Consider the following 16851-nt stretch of genomic DNA (forward strand, 5'->3'; position numbering starts at 1 on the left):
CCGAAGCGCTTCAGATAGCTCATGGCCTGGCCGGCATCGCCAGTGCCCCACCCCCACGGTTCGTAAATCGTCCACATCGGCATGTGCGCGAAGACGACGATCGGCGTACTGGACGAGCGGCCCTTCAGATCGTTTTCCAGCCAGGCGAGCTGGTCGTCGCCCAGGCTGCCCAAGCCGTTCGGCTTGAAATGCATGACGTTGACGAGCGCGACAAAGTGCACGCCGCTGTGGTCGAAGCTGTAATAGCCTTTGTTGTCCGAGGCTTGACCGAAGCGGTTGAAGTATTCGGTACCAGGCCCGTCGGTCACATCGTGCTCGCCGGGCACGGTGTGCAGCTCGGTGATCTTCAAGCCCGACAGCAGCTGGGCCGCGAGGTCGAACTCCTCCGGCTTCGAAAGGTGCGTGATGTCGCCCGTGTGAATCGCGAGCGCCGGCTTGACCGGCATCGCGTTGACGAAGTCAATCGTCTGCCTGAGCGTGCCCGCGACATCCGGATTGGCTTCCTTGTTGAAGCCAATATGAGAGTCGCTGATCTGCAGGAACAGGGGAACCCCCGAGGCGGCTGACGAGCCCTTCGCTGTGGCCGCGAGGGCTAATTCCACCGGCGTGAGAATTCCGCCGCTCAGGACAAACACGGTGCCTACGCCACCGAAGGCGAGACATTTCAACGCGCCGCGGCGCGACGGATCGGATGGAAGATCTGACGACATGGTGCCCTCGCGATTAGGTCCGGGAAGCAGTCCGCCGGATCATCCAACGGGCCTCCCGAATGGGTTCGAGAGCTAATACTGCCGGGTCATCCGTTTTATTCCCGCCTGCCGGACATTTCGAATGAATTCGTGGCCTTGTCGTTGCCGGCTAGTCTACGGCGAGCGGGTTGCACGGCCGGGCAAACGGTTTTTTTGAAGGCGTGGGAATATCCGGCGACGAAACGGCGTCTCCTCATTGCCTATCGCCCAACAAAACGCAGTCAGCAAAAGCACCGGCGGCGGCACTCCGGTCAATACCGCGAATTAAACGTACACGTGGTTTGGACATGCTCAATCGAAGCGATGCCTCGCATGAGCTATCAGGAAAAGAAGGTGAAACCGTCTCTGCGTCTATTGCAACTCGGATCGGGTGTCGTGCTGCTGACCTATCTCTTTCTCCACCTGGTCAATCACGCACTGGGGATCTGGTCGCTGGATCTTGCCGGACGTGGCCTCATATTGGCGCTGCATCTGTGGCACGGCATGCCCGGAACGATCCTGCTGTACGGCGCGGCCTCCCTGCATTTTGCACTGGCTTTGCACACGATCCACGGACGCCGCCACTGGGCGCTCCCGCCTACCGAATGGATTCGCCTGTGGGCGGGACTCAGTCTTCCTTTACTGCTTATCCGCCATGCGGTGGGAACCCGGCTCGCCGCTTCGCTCTATGGCTTCGAACCGAACTATGAACGGATCGTGATCTCGCTGATCACGAGCGGCACGCAGGGCTTGCAACTTGCGCTGCTCGCGCCGGGGTGGATACACGGTTGCGACGGATACGTAAGACGCCGGTTAATGCGTGACGTACGACTGCGGGATCTCGAGCTCGCATAACCCGCCTCCCCCTTCCGACCGGCTGCGCAGAGCCAGCTCAATCGCCGCATGGTGATCCGGCACCCGCGCAGGCTCGCAAGCTATCCAGGGCGGCTGAGACCGCAGTCCGGCTGAGGCTGTCGGGGCGCCAGTACATCGACACAGAACCGAACCCCGCGAGTTGCACCGGCAAAATCTTCACAACGTTCATGCGCTCGAAACGCAGTGCGCCCCGATGCGACGCGACGCCCAACAAATCGGTGTGGTTGAGGAGCGTAATGTTGAGAATCGTCGAATTCGATTCCACGCAACGACTCGGCATCGTCTGTCCGGCGGCCGCGAGGGCAGTCTCGAACGCGGTGCGCACTGGCGTGCCGCGAGGCCACACGATCCACTGGTAGGCGAGCAGATCTTCCCAGTCGAGGGTGCGTCTCTCGGCCAATGGATGTTGCGGCCGACAGACCAAATGAATCGGCTCCATATAGAGAATCTCGGCTTCGATCTGCGGGTCCGCATTTTCAGGAGCCGAGCGGCCGACGACGATGTCCAGTTCGCCGCGGATGAGCTGTGGAATCAACAGGTTCATCGTGCTTTCGACAAGCCGCACCTGCGCCCGCGGCAGACGCAGCAACAGACGCGATACGGCAAGCGGCACCGTATCCGAGGACGCTACGCCCGACGTACCGATTGCCACGAGCCCGCTGCCGCCGTCGCGCAAGGCCTGCATATCGTCGCGCGCGCCATCGAGATGCGCCTCGATGCGCCGGGCGTGCTCGATCAGCGAATCACCGTAGGCAGTCGGCCTGAGACCACGCGCATGCCGCTCGAACAGGGGCAATCCGACATCCGCTTCGAGTTCCTTGAGCCACTTGGATAGCGCGGGCTGTGTCGTATTGAGGTCTGCCGCCGACTGGCTGAGGTTGCCGGTCTCGGCCAGACTGAGAAGTACCTGCAGATGCCTCAGGCGCAGTCGATAGGTCCAGTCCATCACGCCACCTCATTGGAGCCATATCCAAAAAAGTATGGATTATAGGAATTCGTTATTTTACGGGGTATATCTCAAAAGCGTATAAATGATGCAGACGATCCATCAAACGAGACCGGCACCATGCCAGAGCGACCGATCAAGGAGACGACATGAACGAACACCGCGCCGCCTACTACGAACTGATCGCCCGGCGGCAGATGGCGCCGCTCTGGGAATCGCTCCACAACCTCGTGCCCCCTCAACCGAAGCCGCAAGCGAAGGCGGCGATATGGCAGTACGCACAGATTCGCGACCTGGTGATGCAGGCGGGCGCAGTCATCAGTGCCGAAGAAGCGGTGCGCCGGGTGCTGGTGCTGGAAAATCCCGGACTGCCGGGCAAGTCGAGCATTACGCCGAGTCTTTACGCCGGACTTCAGCTGATCCTGCCCGGCGAGATCGCGCCCAGTCATCGCCATACGCAATCGGCGCTGCGATTCATCATCGAAGGCCGGGGGGCATGGACCGCGGTCAACGGCGAACGCACGACGATGCGTCCCGGGGATTTCATCATCACGCCCTCATGGACGTGGCACGACCACGGCAACCCGTCCGCCGAGGACGGCGGCGAGCCGGTGGTGTGGCTCGACGGACTCGATATTCCGCTCGTCGCCAGTCTCGACGCCGGCTTTGCGGAAAGCTTCCCGGAAGCGACCCAACCCGTCACGCGCCCCGAAGGCTACAGCTTCGCCCGCTTCGGCCACAACATGGCGCCGGTGCGTGAACGCGTATCGGATCCCACCTCGCCGATCTTCAGTTATCCGTACGAACGCAGCCGCGAGGCACTGGACAAGCTGTATCGCCACGGCGATCTCGACGCGTGGGACGGCGTGAAGCTGCGCTATGTGAACCCGATGACGGGTGGCTGGCCGATGCCGACGATGGCAACGTTCATGCAGTACCTGCCGGCCGGCTTCCAGGGCCGAACCTCGCGCAGCACCGACGCCACGGTCTATTGCGTGGTCGAAGGGCATGGCACGGCGCACATCGGCGACGCCGAGTTTTCGTTCTCGAAGCACGACGTGTTTGTCGCACCGTCATGGCAGCCGGTGCGCTTGTCGGCGCTCGCCGAGAGCGTCCTGTTCAGCTATTCCGACCGGCCGGTGCTCGCTGCGCTGAACCTGCTGCGCGAAGAGCGCATCTGAGCCGCGCACCCACCTGTCGCATCCCTCTGTTTCCTCCTTTTGCACGAGCGAGTCGATCATCATGGCATTTGTTTTCCCGCCCGAAGCACCCGTCGGGATTCCCGTCGCCGGCAGCGACGACCTGTTTGCGGTGCGCCGCGTTTACTGCGTCGGCCGCAACTACGCGGCACATGCGCGCGAGATGGGTTTCGATCCGGACCGCGAGCCGCCGTTCTTCTTCTGCAAGCCCGCCGACGCCGTGGTGCCGGTCGCGCACGGCGACACGCTCGAACTCGCCTACCCGGCGCAGACGCAGAACTACCACTATGAGGCGGAACTGGTCGCCGTCATCGGCAAGGGTGGCTCGGACATTCCGCTGAGTCAGGCGCTCGACCACGTCTGGGGCTATGCGGTCGGCCTCGACATGACGCGGCGCGACCTGCAGATGAAGATGCGCGAGATGGGCCGCCCGTGGGAAATCGGCAAGGCGTTCGACCGTTCGGCGCCGGTCGGCCCGGTTCACCCGGCCAGCTCGGTCGGTCATTTCGAGCAGGGCGCGTTGTGGCTTACGGTCAACGGCGAGACGAAGCAGAAGAGCGATGTGTCCCATCTGATCTGGTCGGTGGCCGAAACGGTCGCCGATCTCTCCAGGTTCTTCCGTCTCGAAGCAGGCGATGTGATCTTTACCGGCACGCCTGAAGGCGTCGGCGCGGTGAAGGCCGGGGATGTGATGGCCGTCGGCGTCGAGCGTCTCGGCGAACTGACGGTGCGAGTCGTCTGAACCCAACCTGGCGGACGCTATCGTGCAGCTTCATAGCTTTTTCAACAGTTCGACGTCCTGGCGTGTGCGGATCGCGCTCGCGCTCAAAGGGCTCGCATACGACTACCTGCCGGTCGATATCCGTGCAGGCGCTCATCGCGCGCCGGACTATGTCGACCACGTCAATCCGTCGGCATCGGTACCTGCGCTCGTCGATGGCGGCTTTCACCTGGGACAGTCGCTCGCGATCATCGAATGGCTGGACGCGCATTATCCGGAGCCCCGGCTGGTTCCGCTCGAGGTCGAAGCTCGGGCACGCGTGCTCGAACTTTCTTATTTGATTGCGTGCGACATCCACCCGCTCAACAACCTGCGCGTGCTGCGCTACGTGCAGGACGTGCTTGGCGTGACGCCGGAACAGAAGGATGCGTGGTACCGGCACTGGATTGCGCAAGGCATGGCGAGTGTCGAGCGTTTGCTCGCGCGATATGGCCGCGGTCCGTGGTCCTTCGGCGCGGAGCCTACGCTGGCCGATTGCTGCCTCGTGCCGCAAATCGCAAACGCGCAACGAATGGGCTGCGATCTGGGCGCCTACCCGCGCAGCCTTGCGGTTTACCAACACGCGATCGAACACCCGGCGTTCGACGTGGCCCGGCCCGCGCGCCAGCCGGATTACAAAGCTTGAGCCAGCGGAGGACAGACATGAGTAGGACAAGCAAGGGCACTCGCCGTGTGATCGTGGTCGGCGGCGGCATCGGCGGCCTCGCCGCGGCGCTTGCGCTGGCCCGGCAGAATATCAGCGTCGAATTGCTGGAACAGGCGCCCGAGATCGGAGAGATCGGCGCCGGCATCCAGCTCGCAGCGAACGCCTTCAACGCGCTCGACGCGCTCGGCGTGGGAGAGGCGACTCGCCGTCGCGCGGTCTTTACCGACTATCTGAAGCTGATGGATGCAGTCGACGCCAGCGAGGTCGTGCGAATCGACGTCGGCGCGCCGTATCGGCAGCGCTTCGGCAATCCTTATGCCGTGATCCATCGCGCGGATATTCACCTGTCGATCCTCGAAGCGGTTCAGGCGAGTTCGCTGATTCAGTTTCGCACCAACACGCAGGTGCAGTCTCTCGCGCAAGATGAAAGCGGTGTGACCGTCACCGATCAACGCGGCACGCGGTATCGGGCCGATGCAGTCATCGGCTGCGACGGCGTCAAGTCAGTGATACGCGCCGCCCTGATCGGCGACGACCATCATGTGACCGGGCATGTCGTCTATCGCGCAGTGGTCGACTTGGAGAACATGCCGGCCGATCTCCGGATCAACGCGCCGGTGGTGTGGGCCGGACCGCACTGTCACCTCGTGCACTATCCGTTGCGCGGCGGCCAGCAATACAACCTCGTCGTGACGTTCCATAGCCGTCAACAGGAGCAATGGGGTGTCACCGACGGCAGCAAGGAGGAGGTGCTGTCGTATTTCGAAGGCATTCACCCATTGCCGCATCAAATGCTGGACCGCCCAACCTCGTGGAAGCGTTGGGCCACGGCCGACCGCGATCCTGTCGAGCGTTGGAGCATTGGCCGTGTCACGTTGCTCGGTGACGCGGCTCATCCGATGACGCAGTACCTCGCGCAGGGCGCATGTCAGGCGCTCGAGGATGCAGTCACGCTCGGAGCGGCTATCGAAGCCGCCGATGGTGACTTCGACTCCGCGTTCGCGCTGTATGAAAGAGCACGCATTCCGCGCACGGCGCGCGTGCTGTATTCGGCTCGGGAGATGGGCCGGATTTATCATGCGAAGGGCGTCGAGCGTCTGGTGCGCAACTCGCTGTGGGTCGAGCGCACGCAGGAGCAGTTCTACGACGCGTTGCAGTGGTTGCACGGATGGCGCGCCGACGCGTGTTTGAAAGGCGTCGTCTGACGCGGCCCGACTACCTGCGAGCAACTGGACGAGCCGCCCATCGCGGATGTCGGCATCGACGGCGTAGCGATGAATCAACCCGACGCCTGCGCCTGCCAGCAGCGCCTCGCGGTGCCCAACGATCTGGTCGAAATTGCAACGGAGGATGGCCTCTGGTAGAACGACAAGATTCGGTTGGAGCGTACCAATGGATCAGATCACTGACCTCAATGACCTTCGGCTCTTCGCGCAGGTGGTCGAGCACGGCAGCTTCACAGCAGCCGCCCGCAGCCTCGGCGCCCAGACGTCGAAGCTCAGCCGGCGCATTCGCGCATTGGAGGAGGAGCTTGGCGTCCGTCTGCTCAATCGCACGAGCCGAAGCTTGTCTTTGACGGAAACCGGGCGGCAGTTCTACCAGCATTGCATTGCCCTGGTGTCAGAATCCAAGGCCGCCAAAGACATGGTGGACCAGACGCGGAGCAAGCCGCAGGGCACCGTGCGAATCAGTTGCCCCGTGGCACTACTGAACTCCGGCGTCTCCTCGATCATTTCGCAATACATTCAGGACAATCCCCAAGTGCAGGTTCTGCTCGATGCGACGAACCGCCGTGTGGACGTGGTCGAGGAAGGCCTGGACTTTGCGATCCGGGTCAGGCTTCCGCCACTGGAAAACACCGATCTCGCGGTTCGGCAACTGGGCTTGTCCATCCAGATTCTGGTCGCCGGTACAGAATTGGCGGCGCGCCATCCGGCGCCCAACTCGATCGAATCCTTGAGGGAATGGCCCACGCTCTCAATGGCCAGCGGCAGCGAGAAATTTGTCTGGAATCTGACGAACGCTAACGGGCAGGTGACGTCCTGGACGCATCAGCCCCGATTGGCGACGGACGACCTGGCCAGCCTGCGGATTGCGGCGATAGGGGGACTCGGCGTGGCAGTGCTGCCTCGGGAGTTGGTGGCCGCCGACATTCAGGCCGGAACGCTGCGACATCTGCTGCCGGATCTGTCTACGACGCCGGGGCTCGTGCATGCGGTTTTCCCCACGCGCCGAGGCATGGTTCCGGCCGTTCGTCACCTGCTCGACGCGCTCGTTGCGGGATTCGAAGAGCTGACCCGGACGTGGTAGAGCGCCCGCCTTCAAAGCCCCCGCCGCCCCGAAGGCCGGATCGGTATAGCGCCGCGGGCCGATCAGTTTTGAAAGCACCGACAGCCGCGCAGGCACCATGATCACCCCGGCAGACGTGGCCGCGATACGGGATCAGGGGGACGGGCGAGCCGCCAACGCCGGGGACGTCGAAGACGATGACTGTCACGTCGTCCAGTGCCGCAACGAACGGCTCAACCAGTTCGAGATTCGCGCCGATGCCGTTGAACAAGAGCAGCGGCGGCGAGGCGTCGCTACCGCGCACTCCTGGCAAGGTCTTCACCGATCAGGCGAACTGCTCGCGCAGCCACTTCTTGTTGAGCTTGCCGACACTCGTCTTTCCGAGCTCATCGACGAACTTCACGATCTGCGGCACCGCGTATTTCGATATCTTTCCCGATGTGCTTAACGACAGTACGTGCTGCTTGATGTCGTCCTCCGTGACTGCCGCTCCCTCCTTGAGCACGACCAGCGCCACCGGTCGCTCCCCCCACTTCTCATCCTTGATGCCGATGACGGCCACTTCGGAAACGCCCTCGTATTGCGAGATCAGATTTTCTATCTCGAGCGATGAAACCCACTCCCCGCCGGACTTGATCACGTCCTTGAGACGGTCGGTGATTTGGATGTTGCCCGCCGGATCGATATTGGCAATGTCCTGCGTATGGAGATAGCCGCCGGCCCAAAGCTGCTGGGAAGCCTCGGCATTGTTCAGATAGCCCTGCGTGAGCCACGGTGCGCGCACGACGATCTCGCCGGCGGCCTTGCCGTCGTGAACGAGATCGTCCATGTTGTCGCCGACGACACGCAGGTCGACGAGAGGAACAGGCCGGCCGGTCTTGCAGCGCAGGCGAAGCTGCGCGTCGGCGTCGAGCGCTTCGGCCCCGGGCGGAAGCTGCGCGAGGCTGAGCACCGGGCAAGTTTCCGACATCCCGTAACCGACGAACACGTCGATGCCCCGGTCTAGCGCCGCTTGGGCGAGCCCTTGCGGCAACGCGCTGCCGCCGATGACGATCTTCCACTTGCTCAAGTCCGTCGCCTTCGCCTCCTCGCACGAGAGCAGCATGTGCAGGATCGTGCTGACACAATGCGAGAACGTGACGCCCTCTTCGCGCACGAGCCGTGCGAGCCGGTCCGGCAAATAGCGCCCGGGATAGACCTGCTTCACACCCAGAACCGTGGCGATATACGGCATGCCCCACGCGTGGACGTGAAACATCGGGGTGAGCGGCATGTACACGTCGCCACGATGGAAACGCTGTCCCGAGACAGGGCTCGCCAGTGCCGCCATGAGGGTGATGGTGTGCAGAACCAGCTGCCGATGCGTAAAGTAGACGCCTTTCGGAAGACCGGTCGTACCGGTGGTGTAAAAGGTCGTTGCACGAGTGTTCTCGTCAAAGTCCGGAAACGCGTAGCGCGTGCTATTTGCCGACAGCATCGCCTCGTATTCAGCCGAGAAGGGAATACTGTGTGCACATTCACAGCTTGACTCATCGATCCAGATGAAAGTACGCACTGTTTCCAGTTTGTCCTTGATCGCTTCGACGACCGGCAGAAAATCAGTGTGAACCAGGAGGGTTTCCGCGCCGGCGTGATTGATCGTATAGGCGATTTCTGCCGGTGACAGGCGCACGTTCACGGTCTGCAAGACAGCGCCCATCATCGGAACCGCGAAATAGCATTCGAGATAGCGGTGGCTGTCCCAATCCATCACCGCGACGGTGTTGCCGTGCTGCACGCCAAGTTGGCTCAAACCGTTGGCGAGGCGTGCGATACGCTCGCGCAACGTCGCATAGGTCATCCGGAACCGATCTCGGTAGACGATCTCCTCGTCCCGGGCCTGAACGAACGGCGTGAGCAACAGCTGCTTGATCAGCAACGGATAGGCGTAGGCGGTGGACCCTATCGTCTTGACTTCGTCCTGCATCGATATCTCCTTTAGTCCCAAAATGGATTGCAAGCGAATGCCGATCTAGTTATTTTTCTCGCCCTGCTGTGACATCCCGTTGGGACAATCATCCAGGTGTCAGGACTCGGGAAGTACCCCCTGAATGGGGGAGTGCCGTGGACGCAGCCGGGGGAGAGACTGATTTCGCACTGAATCGCCTTCCTTATTTCGCTTCCCCGACTACCTGTCAGGTCCGGTCCAGGCTAGTAAAGTCGAGTTCCTAGTCCAGCGGCCTGAATGCGCCTCTTCAGCACTTATGTACTTTGACGGCTTCAAACGGCAGGCTAAAAAGACTTCACGCTTCGCGAAGACGGCAAGGAGGCGATCCCGGCAGTCATCGAGGCGGGTAACGGGTTTGGACAAACCTCCATGACGAGCCGTCAGCCACGCCCGCGCGATGTCGTAGCGATCGAGCGATCGCTCTCCGGTTAAAACATATGCCGCAAGCCAGCCATGATGCCTAGCTGGGTCGTGCCGTACGCCGAGCTCAGGGCGTTGATGCCTTGGAACTGGGCGCCAACCAATCCGCCGCGGTACAGCGAGTAGTCGGCTTCCAAATAGGTATCCGTGCGTTTCGACCAGTTATAGTCCGCAAGCAGCTGGAACTGCGTCGCGTTCCCATTGGCTGCTTGCGTCTTCCCGGTCTGAATCGTGCGCCACACATTCGCGGAAAGGTGAATCACGTCCGCTACCTGCTGCGTCACCCCGCCAAAAAACATTTGCCGGGAACTGAACGTATTGAATTCAAGCGCGGTCAATTCCGGCGCGCTGAATGGCCCGTTAGGGAAATTGCCGACAAACCCTGCGTCCTGCCGGTTCACGGCCCAGCCTGCCGTGAGCGTCGTATTTCCGAACGTATACGACCCGCCGGCAGTCCAGGATTTGAGGTGCGCGGAAGCGTTCACGGCATCGCGCGAGTCCAGGTACGCGGCCGCCAGGCGCAATGGTGCGCCGGGCAAATAGAGCAGCGATGCCCCAATCTGACTTCCCGCACCAAATGCGCCTGCATTGCCGCCAAACACATACGACACCTCAGCCGTCAGGTATTGCCATCTCGCTGCGTATTTGACCATGTTGCTTGTCCACACGCCCTGAGCCATCATGACTTCCGGCCGAAACTGGTAGAAAGTCGGGAGCCATGGATTGGTCACGAACGCGCTCAGAACCGCGTCGGCAAGTGGATTGACCTGACGCCCCATGGTCAACTTGCCGTAACGGCTCGACTGCACGCCAACAAAAGCCGTATTGAAGAACGGATAGGCGGGGTCGGTCGCCCCGGAGTTCGGGAAGAAGCGATCCTCGAGGTCGAACAGGACCTTCGTTCCGCCGCCAATGTCTTCCGCTCCCTCGAATCCGAAGTGGCTCTCGTTTTCGCCGCTGGCGAGCTCGACGCGTGAATCGCCTTGCCGATCCGCATGAGTCGTGTAGCGAATTCCCGTATCCACGAGGCCGTAAAGCGTTACCGACGACTGCGCGGCTGCTGAGACGGAGTACAGCGTCGCGGCAGACATGATGGCCACCGCCGCGCCGGCCTTGCGTCGATGCAGCTCTTTTCCGAACAATCTCCTTACCTTCCTCATCCATCAACTCCAATATTATGATTATGTCGTACTGCGAAACATACGAACCACATCTGCAACTTATCGATTGCCGGCTGAGTACGAGCGCTTGATTACGGCACCGGCTCCGATCAAGGCGTTGCGCCCAATACCGCACGTTGCCCGGAAACTTCGACGACAACTGCCAGAAAACTTACATTCCGCGGTGCGAGCGCATCGAACACTGCGTTTCGTCTTCCTGCAGCAGTCTCCACTGGATCTTTCCGCTCGCGGTGCGGGGCAAGCCGGCGGCAAACTGAATGACGCGCGGAACCTTATAGGACGCCATGCGCTCGCGGGCCCACGACACAATGTCTTCTTCCGTCGCGTGCTCGCCGCTCCGAAGCACGATGACCGCCTTTACCGACTCGCCTCGACGCGGATCGTGAGTCGCAATGACACACGCCTCCTGTACGGCGGGATGCTCGAACAGCATGGCCTCGACTTCGGCCGGCCAGACTTTGTAGCCGGAGGCGTTGATCATGCGCTTTAGCCGGTCGACGATGAAGAAGTATCCGTCCCGATCCACGTAGCCGAGGTCTCCGGTGCGCAAGTATCGCTTCCCATCGATCAGAACGAAGGCATCTTGCGTGGCTTCCGGAGATTTCCAATACCCGTCGAAAACTTGAGGTCCGCTGACGAGAATCTCGCCTGTTTGTCCTTCACCGAGAGGCTCGAGCGTCTCGGGATCGACAACGAGTGAATCCGTGTTGAAGACCGGCACGCCCATGCACTGTTGCTTGCTGTGCTTCGGCGGATTGATGTGGGTCGCCGCCATCGTCTCGGTGAGGCCGTACCCTTCTACGTACGGGATGCCCCAACGCTCCTGGATCTGCTGCGCGACAGCCTGCGGCATCGCGGCACCGCCGCCGCTCAGGTACGCAATGGAACTCAGGTCGAACTCGTCGACGTCCGCCAGGTTCAGCAGGTCGATGAGCATTGCGGGAACGGTGACCCATGTGCTGACGCGGTGGCGTTCGATCAGGTGCGCGGCGCATGTCGCGTCCCATCGGGTCATGATCGCCGTCGTGGCGCCGATGTATATCGGCATGTTCATGCAGTTCTGCATGCCGGTGACGTGGAACAACGGCACGGAGCACAGCATCACGCTCTCGTTCGCGAGGCCCGGCCATTCTGCGCACGAGACCGTTGAATGCATCACGCTGCGATGGGTATGGATGCACCCTTTGGGGCGACCGGTCGTGCCGGACGTATACGGAATGACCGCCAAATCCTCGGGCCGGGATTCGTGATCGCGCGCAACGCATGCGCGCGTGAGCGCGTCGTTCCAGCCGATGACGGCAGCATGGCCGTCGACAGATTCTGCACGAGGCCGCGGTTCGGACGATGTCAGGACGTCGGGCAGCGGCAGATCGGTCGGGTCGCAAAGATAGTCGGCATAACGTGCAGCGATCACATAGTCCACGCGGCGGCCCGGCAGCGACCGTACGTGCTCCATGAGTTCTTCGCCGACGAAGGCGACGCTAGCCCCGCTATCTTCAAGAATGTGTTGCAGCTCCGAAGTCCGGTTCATCGGATTGACGGGCACGACTACCGCATCCGCGCGCAGGACCGCATAGAAGGCGACGACGAACTGCGGACTGTTCTGCATGTACAGGACGACGCGGTCACCCCGGGCGATGCCGCAGTGCTGCTGCAGGAATCCCGCCAGCGCTTGAACTTCGTATTGCAACTGCCGGTAGCTCACGGTAGTGCCGTAGTAAAGAATTGCGGCCTTTTCCGGATGGCGGTTCGAGGCGATTTCGAGATTCGTGTACAGCGATGTCTGCGGCGCGGATAGTTGCCGCGGCACGTCGACCAGCCGACGCGTTGATGTTGCCGTCATGTCTACTCCGAGCATGAGACGAAATGCAGTGATATGGCGCAGCGCCTTGAAACCGATCGCATCCGAACCTGGCGCCATGAGGCGGATGCGTCGCTCTACTTCTGAAGGAGCTCGCGGCTCCACTGGCCGATTTCCTCGAGCGTCTCGGCGGTTTCCGGCAAGAACGGGAAGAGCGTGAAGACGTGAACCGAATCGGCCACCCTCTTCAGCTTCACGTTCGCGCCGGCTGTCCTTGCCCGCTGTGCAAAGCGAGTCGTGTCGCTCTCCAGCACCTCTCCCTCGACGGCCGAAAGGAATACCGGCGGAAGGTCGGCGAGGTCCGCGAACAGCGGCGACACCATCGGGTCGGTCGGCTCGTGGCCCTGGAAGTAAGACGCGACGAGGTTGGAAAGCGTCTCGCGATTCGCGGCCGGATCGTCTCCCGAATTCGCCCTGACGGAGGGGCCGCCAAGCGTGAGGTCAGTGAGCGGGCAGATTGCAATGACGCCGGCCGGCAACGGCAGCCCCGCGCGACGCAACGCAGCAGCCAGCGCCAGGGCGAGGCCGCCCCCGGACGATTCGCCGCTCAGGAACACCGTCGACGGATCGACACCCGAAGCGAGCAAGCCGCGATAGGCGCCGAATGCGTCGTCGAATGCCGCCGGATACGGATGCTCGGGCGCGAGGCGATAGTCGACCGTGTAGCACGGACCGTTCAGGGCGCGCGAGAGACGGCTTGCGTATTCAACCGAGCTCTTTGCCGAACCCAGCACGTAGCCGCCGCCGTGGAAGTGCAACACGGTCGCCTTTTGCGCGGCTCCCGCTGCAACCACACGCAACGAGCTCACCCCGTGAAGATCGACGTCCGTCACTTCGGTGCTTGCCGGCGCAGGGAATTGCTCCAGAAGGAACCGTTCGTAGGCTGCACGCTGCCCCCGGTCGCCACGCGCAATGTCATCCGGCTTGAACACGCCCTTCCAGAGGTCGAAAGCGCGCTGGCTTTCGGGGCGCGCCATCCGCTTTCCTTCGCGTGCCGCGCTCAAGCCTACGACCTCGCCCGGCGGCAGCTTGGCGGCCTCGAGGATGTCGTGCCCCCAGGCGAACGACCACGAAGCCTCTGCCAGCGGATCGATACGCGAGAGTCCCTTCAGGCGTCCGTTACGCTGGCGTACACGCGCCTCGTCGGGCTCGTGCGCCCAATCGACGACAAATCGCGCGCCCGCCTGAATCCGCGTAGTACGCGGCTGGCGGCGCCGTTCGTATTCCAGCAGCGCGTCCTGAACGCCGGCCCGGCCATGGTTCTTGAGACAGGCGGCGAGGACCCATGCGTCTTCGATCGCCTGGCAGGCGCCTTGCGCCAGGTAGGGCACCATCGCATGCGCGGCGTCGCCGAGCAGGGCGATCCGTCCGGTACTCCAGTGTTCGATCGGATCCCGGTGGTACATCCCCGTGATGAACGCCGAGTCCACGGCTTCCAGCATCTTCTGGACGGTGGGCTCGGAACCCTCGAACGAGCGCCGCAGTTGCTCGACGTCCCCCGACTGCGTCCACGACTCGCGGCTCACTTCGGTTGCCGGCACCGACGCAAGAATGCTGTAGAGGTCCTTGCGAACCCAGTACGAGACGATATTTCTGCCGATGCCGAACCAGTTGTTCCCCGCCACCGGCAGCTTCAGGCCGGTGAGCCGGTCGGCAGGGATGAGCGAGCGCCACATCAGAATGTTGGCGAACTGCTTCTCTTCGGGTCCCCGAAGGGCCGTCCGAACGGCGGAGTGAATGCCATCCGCGCCGATCACCGCGTCGCCGCGAATCACTTCGCCATTTTGCAGCGTGACGTAGGCGCCCTCGTCGTCCTGGGAAACCGACGCGCACTCCGCCCCCAGCCGGATCACATTGGGCGGCACGGCCTTCGCGAGCAGGTCGATCAGGTCGGCGCGGTGGACGTTGTAGAGCAACGCGCCATAACGTGCCTCCGCCTCCTTGCCCAGCGGCGCAACGTACAAGAGACGCCCCGTCGACAGTTCGAGGTAGTCAAAGCGTTCCGGCACTGTCGCGATCTGCGCCAGCGCGGGTTCAAGCCCCAATTCCCGCAGCACGATCGTGCCGTTCGCCGCGATCTGGACGCCCGCGCCGACCTCCGTCAGCTGCGGGGCGCGCTCCAGTACAATCGGCTCGATGCCGTGGCGCAGCAGCGCCAGAGCGGTCGTGAGCCCACCAATGCCTCCTCCAACAACCACGACTTTCATGCTAAGTTTCTCCAACTTGGTTAGTTAACCTAGTGTAGTTAATTAACTCGAAACGGTAAAGTAATGACGACGTCAGGGAAAACCCTTCGCTCGGACGGGGCGGAGACGCGAATTCGCTTAAAGGAAGAAGCCCAACGCCTGTTCGCGCTGCGCGGATTGGACGGGGTGTCCGTGCAGGACATCATCTCCGCCGCAGGGCAGCGAAACAGCGCCTCGCTGCGCTACTACTTCGGGAACAAACTTGAACTGGCGCGCGAACTGGTAGTCGACGGTGCGCGCCTTATCGACGAGGACCGTCAGGCGCGGCTCGACAGACTGGAGGCGGAGGGCGGGATGAACGTGCGAGCGGTATTGGGCGCGCTGCTCTTTCCGATGCTCGATCTGGCGGATCGCACGGGTCAGGCGACGTACATCCGCATGATCGCCAACTTGCAGTTGAACAACCGCGCGTTCTTGCGGGAGGCGCTGGAAAACAAGTGGAATCTGGGTTATCAGCGTTGCAACGCTCAGCTCCGAAACCTGCTTTCCCCTATTCCGCCGGCAATAGTCGATCACAGACTGTCGCTCGTCGGCATCTACGGCAATGCCGCACTGGCAGCGTGGGAAGCGAGTCGGGACAATCGCGATTCGGGAGGGCTCTGGTCCCCGCAATACGCCGTGTCCAGCTTGATGGACAGCTTTGAAAGCGTACTCACCGCAGAGCCGTCGGAGGAAACGCGGTCCCTGCTAGTCCAATAAAAGCCCGCTCAAGGTTTCCTTCGCCAAGCTCGCTGCCTCAACTGGGAGCGGGGTTTGCGGCCTCTTGATCGGCGTAATCATCGATAGGGTGACCTGTATCTTTGGAGAGACGATTTTTTGCCAATGTAACCCAGGGTAATCACTGCGACGCAGCGAGTTGATCGGCATCACCGTATAGCCGACGCCGCGCTCAACCAGCTCAACTATCGAGCGAACAGCATCGATCTCGAAGGTCATCGTAAGCATGATGCCTAAGCGCGCGGCCTCATATTCGAGAAGCGGCCGAATGGTATGGGGCGCATGAGGCATGATCAGAGGCACATGAGCGAGCTCCCTCAACTCGACCTCGTCATGCCTCGGCCCGATCGGACTCGCACCGATCAGATACAGATCCTGCGTCGCGATAGGGTCGATGACCAGGTTAGGGGACGCGGCCGGGTTCTGGAGAATTGCGAAATCGAGGCTGCCGACCAGCAACTGCTCATGCAGCGAACTCGAATATCCCTCGACGAGGCTCAACGAAGCTTTGGGGAAGCGCTCTATGAAGCGCTCGACAAAGGTAGGAATCAGAGTGCGGCCGACACTTGGCGTAAAGCCGGCAATGACACGCCCCTCATACGCTGACTCGCCCTCTTTCAACGCGATCAATGCGAAGTCGGCAGCGTGAAGGACTCCCCTGGCATGTTCGAGGAACCGGCGACCAGCGGGCGTCAAAACCACACCACGACCGTTTCGCGAAAACAGCGTGACCTTCAGTTCAACCTCAAGTGCGCGGACTTGCCGACTGAGTGTGGGTTGAGCAATGTCAAGGACGTCGGACGCCTTTCCGACGCTGCCCAGTTCCGCAACCCGGACAAAGTAACGCAGCTGTTTTATATCCATCGCCCGCCAACACTTCCTGTGGTCCGGAAAATCACGAGATCGTCAAATCGTGCACGAAAGGATTTTATACCGCGGCTGCGCGAAATATTCGTCGGAGCACAGTTTGACCG

General features: G+C 61.9%; 13 protein-coding genes and 1 pseudogene. 7 read left to right on the forward strand and 7 right to left on the reverse strand.

Translation table 11 applies throughout. The features are described from left to right. Window positions 1–710 (reverse strand): metallophosphoesterase family protein (locus J3489_RS10950; protein ID WP_206998050.1); only part of this gene is annotated, 710 nt, incomplete at its 3' end. Between the two features lie 351 nt (window positions 711–1061). Here J3489_RS10950 and J3489_RS10955 point away from each other — a divergent pair. Continuing rightward, window positions 1062–1526: pseudogene (locus J3489_RS10955) on the forward strand (hypothetical protein); the annotation flags it as partial. A gap of 94 nt (window positions 1527–1620) precedes the next feature. On the opposite strand, the gene J3489_RS10960 reads toward J3489_RS10955, so the two are convergent. Beyond that, on the reverse strand, window positions 1621–2550 hold the full coding sequence (locus tag J3489_RS10960) for a LysR substrate-binding domain-containing protein (RefSeq protein ID WP_206997787.1): 930 nt from the start codon (window positions 2548–2550) through the stop codon (window positions 1621–1623). Window positions 2551–2699: 149 nt separating this feature from the next. Here J3489_RS10960 and gtdA point away from each other — a divergent pair, with 149 nt between their 5' ends. From gtdA to J3489_RS10985, 5 genes are all read left to right on the forward strand, one after another. Then, window positions 2700–3731, forward strand: coding sequence for a gentisate 1,2-dioxygenase (gene gtdA / locus J3489_RS10965; RefSeq protein ID WP_206997789.1), 1032 nt, complete (start codon window positions 2700–2702; stop codon window positions 3729–3731). A 61-nt stretch (window positions 3732–3792) separates the two neighbouring features. Continuing rightward, a complete protein-coding gene (locus tag J3489_RS10970) occupies window positions 3793–4491 on the forward strand; it encodes a fumarylacetoacetate hydrolase family protein (RefSeq protein ID WP_206997791.1) in 699 nt (232 codons plus the stop codon). 22 nt (window positions 4492–4513) lie between these two features. Then, window positions 4514–5155, forward strand: coding sequence for a maleylacetoacetate isomerase (maiA, locus tag J3489_RS10975; protein ID WP_206997793.1), 642 nt, complete (start codon window positions 4514–4516; stop codon window positions 5153–5155). Window positions 5156–5172: 17 nt separating this feature from the next. Continuing rightward, on the forward strand, window positions 5173–6381 hold the full coding sequence (locus J3489_RS10980; RefSeq protein WP_206997794.1) for a 3-hydroxybenzoate 6-monooxygenase: 1209 nt from the start codon (window positions 5173–5175) through the stop codon (window positions 6379–6381). Window positions 6382–6568: 187 nt separating this feature from the next. Further along, window positions 6569–7486 carry a LysR substrate-binding domain-containing protein gene (locus tag J3489_RS10985; protein ID WP_206997796.1) on the forward strand — a complete coding sequence of 306 codons (918 nt, stop codon included), beginning with the start codon at window positions 6569–6571 and terminating at the stop codon, window positions 7484–7486. Window positions 7487–7790: 304 nt separating this feature from the next. Here the strand turns inward: J3489_RS10985 and J3489_RS10990 are convergent, their stop codons facing one another. The 4 genes from J3489_RS10990 to J3489_RS11005 form a co-directional block, all read right to left on the reverse strand. After that, window positions 7791–9431 carry a fatty acid--CoA ligase gene (locus J3489_RS10990; RefSeq protein ID WP_206997798.1) on the reverse strand — a complete coding sequence of 547 codons (1641 nt, stop codon included), beginning with the start codon at window positions 9429–9431 and terminating at the stop codon, window positions 7791–7793. 449 nt (window positions 9432–9880) lie between these two features. Further along, the gene (locus J3489_RS10995) at window positions 9881–11032 is read right to left on the reverse strand and encodes a porin (protein ID WP_206997800.1); all 1152 of its coding nucleotides are present in this window, start codon (window positions 11030–11032) and stop codon (window positions 9881–9883) included. A 172-nt stretch (window positions 11033–11204) separates the two neighbouring features. Further along, window positions 11205–12896 (reverse strand): long-chain-fatty-acid--CoA ligase, encoded by a 1692-nt coding sequence (locus J3489_RS11000; RefSeq protein ID WP_206997802.1) that lies wholly within the window; start codon window positions 12894–12896, stop codon window positions 11205–11207. 95 nt (window positions 12897–12991) lie between these two features. Next, complete coding sequence (locus J3489_RS11005; protein WP_206997804.1) at window positions 12992–15121, reverse strand: alpha/beta hydrolase fold domain-containing protein; 2130 nt, start codon at window positions 15119–15121, stop codon at window positions 12992–12994. A 63-nt stretch (window positions 15122–15184) separates the two neighbouring features. On the opposite strand from J3489_RS11005, the gene J3489_RS11010 reads away from it, so the two are divergent. Next, window positions 15185–15859, forward strand: a complete 675-nt coding sequence (locus J3489_RS11010) for a TetR/AcrR family transcriptional regulator (protein WP_206997806.1) — start codon at window positions 15185–15187, stop codon at window positions 15857–15859. On the opposite strand, the gene J3489_RS11015 is transcribed toward J3489_RS11010, so the two are convergent. Beyond that, window positions 15848–16741 (reverse strand): LysR family transcriptional regulator, encoded by an 894-nt coding sequence (locus J3489_RS11015; protein WP_206997807.1) that lies wholly within the window; start codon window positions 16739–16741, stop codon window positions 15848–15850. The genes J3489_RS11010 and J3489_RS11015 overlap by 12 nt on opposite strands. Window positions 16742–16851 lie beyond the last annotated feature (110 nt).

The organism is Trinickia mobilis (assembly GCF_017315705.1).
GTDB lineage: Bacteria > Pseudomonadota > Gammaproteobacteria > Burkholderiales > Burkholderiaceae > Trinickia_A > Trinickia_A mobilis.

Excerpts from the sequence above, each read along its gene's own strand:
- J3489_RS10960 (WP_206997787.1), bottom strand. The coding sequence starts at position 2,550 with ATGGACTGGACCTATCGACTGCGCCTGAGGCATCTGCAGGTACTTCTC.
- J3489_RS11005 (WP_206997804.1), bottom strand. The coding sequence starts at position 15,121 with ATGAAAGTCGTGGTTGTTGGAGGAGGCATTGGTGGGCTCACGACCGCT.
- J3489_RS10990 (WP_206997798.1), bottom strand. The coding sequence starts at position 9,431 with ATGCAGGACGAAGTCAAGACGATAGGGTCCACCGCCTACGCCTATCCG.
- J3489_RS10985 (WP_206997796.1), top strand. The coding sequence starts at position 6,569 with ATGGATCAGATCACTGACCTCAATGACCTTCGGCTCTTCGCGCAGGTG.
- J3489_RS11010 (WP_206997806.1), top strand. The coding sequence starts at position 15,185 with ATGACGACGTCAGGGAAAACCCTTCGCTCGGACGGGGCGGAGACGCGA.
- J3489_RS10995 (WP_206997800.1), bottom strand. The coding sequence starts at position 11,032 with ATGAGGAAGGTAAGGAGATTGTTCGGAAAAGAGCTGCATCGACGCAAG.
- gtdA (WP_206997789.1), top strand. The coding sequence starts at position 2,700 with ATGAACGAACACCGCGCCGCCTACTACGAACTGATCGCCCGGCGGCAG.
- J3489_RS10980 (WP_206997794.1), top strand. The coding sequence starts at position 5,173 with ATGAGTAGGACAAGCAAGGGCACTCGCCGTGTGATCGTGGTCGGCGGC.
- J3489_RS10970 (WP_206997791.1), top strand. The coding sequence starts at position 3,793 with ATGGCATTTGTTTTCCCGCCCGAAGCACCCGTCGGGATTCCCGTCGCC.
- J3489_RS11000 (WP_206997802.1), bottom strand. The coding sequence starts at position 12,896 with ATGACGGCAACATCAACGCGTCGGCTGGTCGACGTGCCGCGGCAACTA.
- J3489_RS11015 (WP_206997807.1), bottom strand. The coding sequence starts at position 16,741 with ATGGATATAAAACAGCTGCGTTACTTTGTCCGGGTTGCGGAACTGGGC.